At 70.8% G+C, this 9,322-nt stretch carries 8 protein-coding genes and 1 pseudogene; all 9 read right to left on the reverse strand.

Annotated features, from left to right (window positions below; genetic code table 11):
- A pseudogene (locus ACY0I8_RS13615) lies at nucleotides 1-255 on the reverse strand (chemotaxis protein CheX); the annotation flags it as partial.
- Nucleotides 252-734 carry a chemotaxis protein CheW gene (locus ACY0I8_RS13620; RefSeq protein WP_461395191.1) on the reverse strand — a complete coding sequence of 161 codons (483 nt, stop codon included), beginning with the start codon at nucleotides 732-734 and terminating at the stop codon, nucleotides 252-254. The gene ACY0I8_RS13620 and the pseudogene ACY0I8_RS13615, both read right to left, overlap by 4 nt.
- Nucleotides 727-1,581 carry a CheR family methyltransferase gene (locus ACY0I8_RS13625; RefSeq protein ID WP_461395192.1) on the reverse strand — a complete coding sequence of 285 codons (855 nt, stop codon included), beginning with the start codon at nucleotides 1,579-1,581 and terminating at the stop codon, nucleotides 727-729. The genes ACY0I8_RS13620 and ACY0I8_RS13625 overlap by 8 nt, the downstream gene beginning before the upstream one ends.
- The gene (locus ACY0I8_RS13630; RefSeq protein ID WP_459943073.1) at nucleotides 1,578-2,444 is read right to left on the reverse strand and encodes a DNA-binding transcriptional response regulator; all 867 of its coding nucleotides are present in this window, start codon (nucleotides 2,442-2,444) and stop codon (nucleotides 1,578-1,580) included. The genes ACY0I8_RS13625 and ACY0I8_RS13630 overlap by 4 nt, the downstream gene beginning before the upstream one ends.
- Nucleotides 2,445-2,477: 33 nt before the next feature.
- Nucleotides 2,478-4,715: a chemotaxis protein CheA gene (locus ACY0I8_RS13635; protein ID WP_459943072.1), complete on the reverse strand. Its 2,238-nt coding sequence runs from the start codon at nucleotides 4,713-4,715 to the stop codon at nucleotides 2,478-2,480.
- Nucleotides 4,716-4,727: 12 nt separating this feature from the next.
- Nucleotides 4,728-5,606, reverse strand: coding sequence for a CheR family methyltransferase (locus ACY0I8_RS13640; RefSeq protein WP_459943071.1), 879 nt, complete (start codon nucleotides 5,604-5,606; stop codon nucleotides 4,728-4,730).
- Nucleotides 5,603-6,481, reverse strand: coding sequence for an HDOD domain-containing protein (locus ACY0I8_RS13645; protein WP_459943070.1), 879 nt, complete (start codon nucleotides 6,479-6,481; stop codon nucleotides 5,603-5,605). The genes ACY0I8_RS13640 and ACY0I8_RS13645 overlap by 4 nt, the downstream gene beginning before the upstream one ends.
- Nucleotides 6,478-7,506: a protein-glutamate methylesterase/protein-glutamine glutaminase gene (locus ACY0I8_RS13650; RefSeq protein ID WP_461395193.1), complete on the reverse strand. Its 1,029-nt coding sequence runs from the start codon at nucleotides 7,504-7,506 to the stop codon at nucleotides 6,478-6,480. Before ACY0I8_RS13650 ends, ACY0I8_RS13645 begins: the two co-directional genes overlap by 4 nt.
- A gap of 232 nt (nucleotides 7,507-7,738) precedes the next feature.
- Nucleotides 7,739-8,965, reverse strand: coding sequence for an MFS transporter (locus ACY0I8_RS13655; RefSeq protein WP_461395194.1), 1,227 nt, complete (start codon nucleotides 8,963-8,965; stop codon nucleotides 7,739-7,741).
- Nucleotides 8,966-9,322 lie beyond the last annotated feature (357 nt).

Raw genomic sequence — 9,322 nt, forward strand, 5'->3', positions numbered from 1 at the left:
CCGCCCCCCCCCCCCCCCCCCCGCCACGGGCTCCCCGAGGAACCGCGACACCACATAGAGCGCCGCCGACTCCCGGAAGCTCAGGGCCACGTACCCCTGAAGCTGCCCGCTTAGGCCCACCAGCCCCGAGATGTCGAACGACCCCTCTTCGGCCCCCTTCAGGCGGGGCTGCCCCCGCTGGGCCTCGATGCCGGCCATGGTCTTCAGCACGTCCACCGTGGCGGCCAGGAACGGGTTTAGGATCTCGGCCCTCATGGCTCGAACTCCCGGAGCTCCTTCTCCTCGCCGGCTCCCAGGAGCTTGCGCAGATCCAGGAGGATCAGGAGCCGGTCTTCGAGCTTCACCACCCCCTGGATGTACTGGCGGTCCACGCCACCCACGATGGGGGGCGGTGGCTCCACGAGCCGCTCTGGGACCCGGAGCACCTCGCTCACGGAATCGACGATGAACCCCACGACCTTTTCCCCCAACTCCACCACCACGATCCGGGTGCTCCGGTCCCTTTCCCGGGGCGGGAGGCCGAACCGCTTTCGCAGATCGACCACGGGGATCACCTGGCCCCGGAGGTTCACCACCCCCTCCACGAAGCTCGGGGCGTGGGGGACCCGGGTGATCTCCATCATCCGGTTGATCTCCCGGACCTCCAGGATGTTCACACCGAACTCCTCCTCCCCGGCGTGAAACGTGACGAGCTGCAGGATCTCGTCCTCCGCTGCTTTCTCGATCTCAGCCATGGCTCCTCCACGGAAAGAGGGTTTCGGGCGGGCCCGGGGCATCGGTCAGCTGGTACACGACCGTACCGCCCCGGCGCACCGGGGTGGGGGCCCCCGGAACGTTCAAAAGGGTTTCCGAGCGGCCCACGATCAAAACGCCTTCCGGCACCAGCGCCGAGACCAGGCGCCGCACCACCCGGCGCTTGGCCTCGTGATCGAAATAGATGAGCGCGTTTCGGCAGAACACGGCGTGGAACCGTCCCGGCGGGGCCCAGGGATCCGGGCCCGCCAAGTTGATCTGCCGGAACTGGACCAGGGCCCGGATCTCCGGGGCCAGGCGGAACCGTTCCCCCTCCCGCCGAAAGTAGCGCTCCCGGTAGTACGGGGGCGTGTTGCGGAGCGCAAACTCCGAGTAGAGCCCCTCCCGGGCCTCGGCCAGGACCCTTCGGCTCACGTCGCTCGCCAGGATCTCGACGCCCCGGGCCCACCCCCGCTCGGCCAGGAGGATCGCCAGGGTAAAGGGCTCGCACCCGGTGGAGCAGGCCGCGCTCCACACCCGCACCGGCCCCTCGACCCGCCAGCGGGGCCAGAACTCCTCCAGGAGCACCTGGAAATGCTCCGGCTCCCGGAAGAAAAAGGTCTCGTTCACCGTGAGGAGGTCGATCAGGGCCTCCCACTCGGCCGGCTCGGCGCCGGCGGCGAGCCGCCCGAGGTACGCGTCCACGTCGGGATACCCCGCCTCCAGGGCACGGCGCTCGACCCGCTTGCGAAACAGATGGGCCTGCCCCCCCTCGAACACGAGCCCGCACCGGCGGTAGAGTTCCTTCGCCAGGGGGCCGAACCGCGGATCGTCCCAGACCCGGCTCACCTGGCCCATCTCCGGGGACGAAACCGGTCGGGCCGAAGTCCCGTCCGCTCCATCAGGATGTAGAAGTCCTTCCGGGCCTTTCCGGCCAGCCGAGCCGCCCGGGCCACGTTCCCCTCGGTGGCCAGAAGCAGCCGCGCCACATAGTCCCGCTCAAACCGCCGCTTCGCCTCGGCGAAGGGCAGGATCTCGGGCCGGTCGGCCCTCGCCCGCGTCGCCGGCGCCGGCGGCCAGGGGCAGTCGGGCGACGGGGGAAACGAGGCCACGACCAGGGCCTCGAGCTCCCGCACGTTCCCGGGCCAGTCGTAGTCTATCGCCTCCCGCAGAAACGCGGGGTGGGGTTCGGGCACCTCGGCCTCAGGCCAGCGGCGGCGGACAAGACCCTCGATCAGGGCCGGCAGATCCTCGAGACGCTCCCGAAGGGGAGGCACCCGGAGCGGGAACCCGGCCACCAGATAGTACAGGTCCCGCCGGAACCGGCCCGCGTTCACCCGGTCCTCCAGGTCGCTGCGCGCCGTAAACACCCACCGCCAAGGGCCCTCGTCGTCCGCGGCTTCGAGCCATCCGAGTAAAAGGCCCTGAACCCGCGCCGGGGCCTCGTCCAACCCGGTCACCACCAGCGTGCCCCGCCCCCCTTGGGCCACGGCCCGCCGGATCCCCTCCTCGTCCCGACCGCTGGCCCACCGGAGCTCGCCGTCCCCGGCGAGCCCGTGGAGGACGCGGGCCGCGTGGCGCTTTCCGGTCCCGGTCTCTCCGTACAGGAGCACCGGGACCCGGGTCGAGGCCACCCGGTCCAAGGCCCGCCGCAGTTCCTCCGCCGCCGGGCTCGTTCCGTCGATCCGCCACCCCTGCCTCCCGTCGCCCATCGGGACCTCCCTGTCCCCACCGCACCGCGGCGGCTAGGCCGCCGCCCGTCCCCGCTCGGGCCTCGAGGCCAGATCCAGCACCTGGGTCACGTCGAGGATCAGGGTGACCCGGCCGTCCCCACGGATGGTGGCCCCGGCGACCCCGGGCGTGTCCGTGAGATACCCGCCCAAACTCTTGATCACCACCTCCTCCTCCCCCAGGAGCCCGTCCACCACGACCCCGACCCGTTTCTCCGCGAGCCCGAGGACCACCACGTACCGCCGCGCCGCGTCCCGGGGGCCGGCCACATCCAAAAGCCTTTCTAGGTACACGAGTGGCACCACCTGGTCCCGGAGTCGAAGCACCGGCACGCCGTCGAGGCTCTTCACCTGCCCCGGCTCCACCCTCACCGTCTCCACCACGCTCACCAGAGGGATCGCGTACACCTCCGGGCCTACCCGCACCAGGAGCGCCTGGATGATGGCCAGGGTGAGGGGGATCCGGACCTCGACTCGGGTTCCCCGGCCCAACTCGGAGTCGATGTCGATCATGCCGTTGAGCTTCTGGATGTTCGTGCGCACCACGTCCATGCCGACCCCGCGGCCGCTCACATTCGACACCTTCTCCGCGGTCGAGAACCCGGGGGCGAAGATCAGGTTGAACGCGTCCTTGGGGGCCAACCCGGCCGCGTCCTGGGGGCTCAGGATCCCCTTTTCCACGGCCTTCTGCTTGAGGCGCTCCGGGTCCATGCCCCGGCCGTCGTCGGCCACCTCCACCACGATGTGGTTCCCCTCGTGCCGGGCCGCAAGCCGGATCACCCCCTCCCGGGGCTTCCCGGCCGCGGCCCGTTCGTCCGGCCCTTCCACTCCGTGGTCCGCGGCGTTGCGGATCAGGTGGACCAGGGGGTCCCCAATCACCTCCACCACGGATTTGTCGAGTTCCGTGCCCTCTCCCTCCACCTCGAGCCGGAGTTCCTTGCCCAGGCTCCGGGAGAGGTCGCGCACCATCCGGGGGAACTTCCGGAACACCTTGCCGATGGGCACCAGCCGCGTTTTCATCACCGCGAGTTGGAGGTCCGACGCCACGAGGTCCATCTGGGCCGAGGTCTCGGTCAGAGCCTCCACCAGGTCGTCGCCGGCCCACCGCTCCTCGGCCTCGGCCCGCAACCGGGTGAGCCGGTTCTTGGCGAGCACGAGCTCCCCCACGAGGTTCATGAGGGCGTCCAGCCGCTCCACGTCGACGCGGATGGTCTGCTCCGGCGCGGTCTGCCGGGTTTCCTTTTGCCGGGCGAGCCCCCGCTCCACCACCTCGGGGGGCACGACGTTCCGCTCCACCAACACCTGCCCCAGGGGCTTTCCGGGCTCCTGGCTCCGGAGGGCCTCCTCCACCGCCTCCGCGGGAACCCCCTCCTCCTCCACCAGGATCTCCCCCAACCGCTTGGGCCGACCCGATTCCAGGGCCTCGTCCAACGCCCGGAGCACGTCGTCCACGGCAGGCCCGGCCTCGCCCGCCTGGGCCGCCTCGAGCAGCCGGCGGACCCGATCCACGGCCTCCAGGACCACGTCCATCACCTCGCCGGTAGCCGTCATCTCGCCCTTGCGGAGCTTGTTGAACACGTCCTCCACCCGGTGGGTCACCCGGCTGATGGCCTCGAACCCCAGAAACGAGCTCGAGCCCTTGAGGGTGTGGGCCGCCCGGAAGATCTTGTTCAGGAGGTCCATGTCCTCCGGGGCCTCCTCGAGGGAGACGAGGTCCTGCTCCAGCTCCTCCATGAGCTCCCAGGCCTCCACAAAGAACTCCCGGACCACGTCGTCGTCCGCCGCCGGGGGCGGCGCCGCCGGGGCCTCGTCCGGGGAATCCTCCGGCGCCTGCGACCCCGGGGCCGCCGCCTGGCCCTCGGCCGCGGCCTTGAGGGCCGCGACGGCCGCCGAGGGGTCGGTACGGGTCTCCCCGTCGGTTTCCAGTTCGTCGAGGAGACTCCGGACGGTGTCGTGGGCCGTGAGGAGGGCCGCCGCGAGCTCCGGGCCAAAGGGCCGCTCGCCCCGCTTCACCGGCGCCAGGGCCTCCTCGGCCGCGTGGGTCAGGGCCTCGATCGTTCCAAACCCCATGAGCCCGGCCCCCCCTTTGATGATGTGCATCTGGCGGTACAGCTCGGCGTAGGTTTCCGGGTCCCCCTCCCCCCGCTCCAAGGCGAGGAGGATCTCGGCCGTGCGCTCCAGGCACTCCCGGGCGTCGGCGAGATAGTCCGGGAAGATCTCGGCCATGTCGGGGGCGATGCGGTCGGTGGGCATGGACGGCTCTCCTCACGGTTCCGCGGGCTTGCGGTAGGCCATGGCGCCCGGGAAATGGATCAGCTTGAAGGCCTCGGTCACGCCATGGAGGGACTCGCTGTGGCCGACGAACAGGTAGCCCCCCGGATCGAGCGCCCGATAGAAATGGTCCACAAACTTCTGCTTCGCGGGCTTGTCGAAGTAGATCAGGGCGTTTCGGCAGAAGATGGTCTGGAACCCCCGCATCCGGCCCATGCGCAGGTCGTCGGCGAAATTCAGGATGCCGAACTCCACGAGCCGGCGGACCTCGTCCTTGACCCGGAACCGGTCAGGGCCCAGGACCTCGAAGTACTTCTGGGCGTAGTAGGCCGGCGTCCCGCGAAACGAGTACTTGGTGTACTCGGCCTCCTTGGCCTTGCGGATCATGGACTGGGCGATGTCGGTGCCGTAGATCCGCACGTCCCAACCGCTCAGGTTCGGGCCCAGGGCTTCGAGGATCAGCATGGCCAGCGTGTAGGGCTCCTCCCCCGAGGAACAGGCCGCGCTCCAGACGCGGAGGCTACGCCGGCCGCGGGCCTTGAGGCCCTCGAGGAGCTGGGGCAGGACCTGGCGCTGGAAGGCCTCGAGCTGGGTCCGGTGTCGGAAGAAGGAGGTCTCGTGGGTGGTCACGGCGTCGAGGAGTTCCATGAGCGCCTGGCGCCCCCGGGCCGGGGATGCCAGGAGGGCCAGGTACTCGTCCACCGTGGCCACCCCGGCTCCTTCGATGAGCCTCGAGAGCCGGTTTTCGAGGAGGTATTTCTTGTTCTCGGCGAAAAACAGGCCGCTTCGCTCGTACAAGAACTCCCGGATGCGGGTGAACTCCCGCGGGCTCAGCTCGAGCCGCGGCCGCCCCAGCTCCGGCGCCCCGGTCACGACTCACCCCCCAAGCGGGCCAGCGCCCGGGCCATCTCGACCTCCTGGTCGAGCTCCAGGGTGAACCGGGCGAGGTCGAGGTCCCTGAGTTCCGGGCGGGCCGCCTCGAGGAGCCCCCAGGCCGGATCGTCGGTGAAGCAAACCGCCACCCGGTCGCCCCCGAACCCGATCTGCTTCACCTTGGCAAAGAGGTCGGCCAGGTGCACCAGGGCCGCCAGGGTCTGGTGCTCGCCGGCCTGACCCGGGTCGTGGTGGTCCCGGATCGCAGCCCGCAGGGCCTCGGGGAATCCCCACCGCTCGGCCAACCATCCGCCCAGACGGGCGTGGTCGGTGCCGAGCACCTCGGGCTCGACCTCGTAGAGGGCCACCTGCCGTCGGGCGGCCAGATCGAGGCAGCGGGCGAACTCCTCCGGGAAGTGGTGGCCCAGGAGGATCTTCCCCACGTCGTGGAGAAGACCGGCCGCGTACTCGCTTCCACTGGGCAGCCGGAGCATCCGGGCCATGGTCTCGGCGATGAGGGCCACGCCGGCCGAATGTTCCCAAAACCGGTCCCAGCGGAACGCCTCGCCCCCGAACGAGCCGGAAAAGTCGCGGATCAAAGAGAGGGAGAGGACGATGTTCCGCACCTGCGTCATTCCCAGGAGGGCCACCGCCCGCTCGACCGAGGCCACCTCGCCCCGCAGCCCGTAGTACGGCGAGTTGGCCACCCGGAGGACCTTGGCGGCCAGGGCCGGGTCGTTTTCCACCACGGCCGCGAGTTTCCCGAAATCCGCCCCGGGGTCCCGGGTGAGGCGCATGACCTCGGCCGCCACCGCCCCGATCGTGGGGATCTCCCCTGACCTCTCGATCACCTCCACCAGCCGTTCCAGGCTCATGAGGCCGCCTCCCGGATCGCGGGGCCGATCCGTTCCAGGGGAAGCACCGCATCGGCCGCCCCTGCCTCCACCACGGCCCGCGGCATCCCGTAGACCACGCAGGTCTCCGCGCTCTGGGCCACGACACGGCCCCCTTGGCGCCGGATCTCCCGGGCCCCCTCGGCCCCGTCGGACCCCATGCCCGTGAGCACCACGGCCAGGGTGTCGGGAACCGGCACCTGGGCCACCGACCGGAACATCACGTCCACGCTGGGGCGATGCAGGGTGTCGGCCGGCCGCTCGGTGACCTGGAGCACCAGGCCCCGACCGTCCCGGTGGACCACGAGATGGCGGCCCCCGGGGGCCACGAACCCCCGCCCGGGTTCGAGCCGGTCGCCCGACTCCGCCTCCTTCACCGAAAGCCCCCCGGCGGCGTCGAGGCGCTTGGCGAACGCCCCCGTGAACGCCTTGGGCATGTGCTGGACCACCACCACCGGGGCCCCGAACCCTTCGGGCAACTCGGCAAACACCTTCTGGAGCGCCGGGGGCCCCCCGGTGGACGCCCCGATCGCCACCAACCGTGCGGGGCCGAGGCTCGGAACCGTCGCGGGCTCGGCTCCAGGCGCCGGCACCGGCCTTGGAACCTGCGCCTTCTTGCGGGCCACGGCCTTCACCTTGGCCCGCAGCGCCTCCCGGATCTTCACCACCTCGAGCACGTTTGCGCCGATGTTCTTGGGCAGATAATCGACGGCCCCGAGGTCCAGGGCCCGGAGCGTCACCTCGGCTCCCTCCTCGGTGAGGCTCGACACCATGACCACCGGCCGCGGCGACTCGGCCATGATCCGCTGGAGCGTCTCCAGGCCGTCCATGCGGGGCATCTCGACGTCGAGGGTCACCAGGTCCGGGTCCAGTTCCCGCACCTTGGCAAGCGCCTCGAGGCCGTCCCGGGCGGTTCCCACCACCCGGATCTCCGGATCCTCTTCGAGCATCTTCTGGAGGGCCTTCCGCATGAAGGCCGAGTCGTCCACCACCAGCACTCGGATCAACCGACTCCTCCCGGCCAAGGGGTTACGTGTTCAGCCCGCCCTCGCGGGATGGATCGGCAGGTGCGCGTCGGAACTTGACCCCTTTTTGCCACAGCCCGGGCCAACCCGCCGGCGGACCCGGGGTTCCCGCCCCCCATCGGGAAGGGCGCCGCGACAAACGGTTCTCTCGGTGACACGGGAAACAGAGTTGGTGGGTAGGGAACTGGCCGGGGCCGGGAGGCCCTCTGCGTTCCTACGCCCCCTGCCCCCCGGAGCCCTGGCGGGAAGGGTGGGTGTCGGGGGCTCCCAGGTAGGCCAAGGTGCCGAGGCCGAGGCCCGCCACCAGCACCCCGAAGGCCGCCTCGTACGCGCCCGGCCGCCACGCGAGCACCCCGCCGATCGCCTGCTGGAGGAGCGCCGGGCCCAGCATCACGAAGAAGTTCACCGCGGTCACGGCCGTGCCCTCGTACCCTTCGGGCACGAGCTCCTTCACGTGGGCGTACAGAAGCGACCGGAACGCCGAGAAGAACGCGAACGCCCCGAGCGCAACGCACCAGCCGGCCGGCGTCGGGGGCCGGGCCACGCCCAGGAGGGGCAGCAGAAACACGAGCCCCACGGCGTTCCCGCCCACCACCACCCACTTGCGGCTCGGGATCCAGCGGTCCGACAGGAGCCCTCCTGCGGCGCTCCCGAGGGCGGTGAAGAGGCCCAACTGAAAGAGGATGTTCCCGGTTTCCACCCGGGAGTACCCCAGGTTCTCCATGAAGAAGGGCCCGCCCCACAGCCCCTGCACGCTCGCCACGGCCGCATACCCGGTGAGGGCCAGGGGCACCATGGCCCAAAACCCCGGCATCCGGGCCAGGCGAAACAATCCACCCAGGGAAGAACCCCGCTGCCCGCCCCCGGGATCCCCCTCGGGCCGGTCCCGGACCACCGCGGCCAGGGCCCCGGTGATCGCCAACGTGGCCACCCCGAAGCCCAAAAACGACGCCCTCCATCCCACCCGCCCCACCAACTCGGCGAGCGGGGTCGCGGCCAGGAGCGACCCCAGGGTGCCCACGGCCAGCATGAGCCCGGACACCCGGCCGAAGGCGGCCGCGGGAAACCACCTCGCGAACAGTTTGAAGCTCCCCATGAGCACTGGCGCCATGCCGAGGCCCATGAGCACCCGACCCGCGAGAAGCCCGTACCAGCCGGGGCTCAAGGCGAACAGGATGCATCCGGCCGCCCCCAGGGCGGTGGCGCCGATCAGGATCCGCCGGGCTCCCCACCGGTCTAGGGCGAGGCCCAGGGGGATCTGCACCGACGCGAAGGCGTAGAAAAAGGCGCCCCCCAGGACCGAGAGGCGCACCGGGCCGAGCCCGAACTCCCGATCGAGGTCCACGGCGATCACCGCCGTGCTCATGCGGTAGAACTGGGAGAAGCAGTACATGGCGGCCAGGACCCCGAACAGAACCCAGGCCTGACGCCGGTTGTCCATGGGGACGATCCTCCGAAGGCATGCGAAGATCTCGCTGGACGCGGGGGCGAGACCGGCGACCGTGGGCCGCGGTTACTCGAGAGCTCCGTAGGCCGCGGAGCGCGGCCTGCTTGCGACCGATTGACACGCGCAAGCGCCGGGGCGCGCGCTGGTGGGCGGGGCAAGGGGCCCCGGTGTGGGAGCGCCTTCCAAGGCGCGACCCGGGCCGAAGGCCCGAAATCGGGATAGGGGCGGCGGAGCATCGGCTCCGCCGACCCCTCCCACACCACCCGGCATGCGGGTCCGCACCGGGCGGTTCGTAAGGTTGAGGTCACGGCGCCAGTTGGGGTAGCCCCAGCCTGGCAAAGAAGCGGTTCG

The organism is Deferrisoma sp. (genome assembly GCF_054681715.1).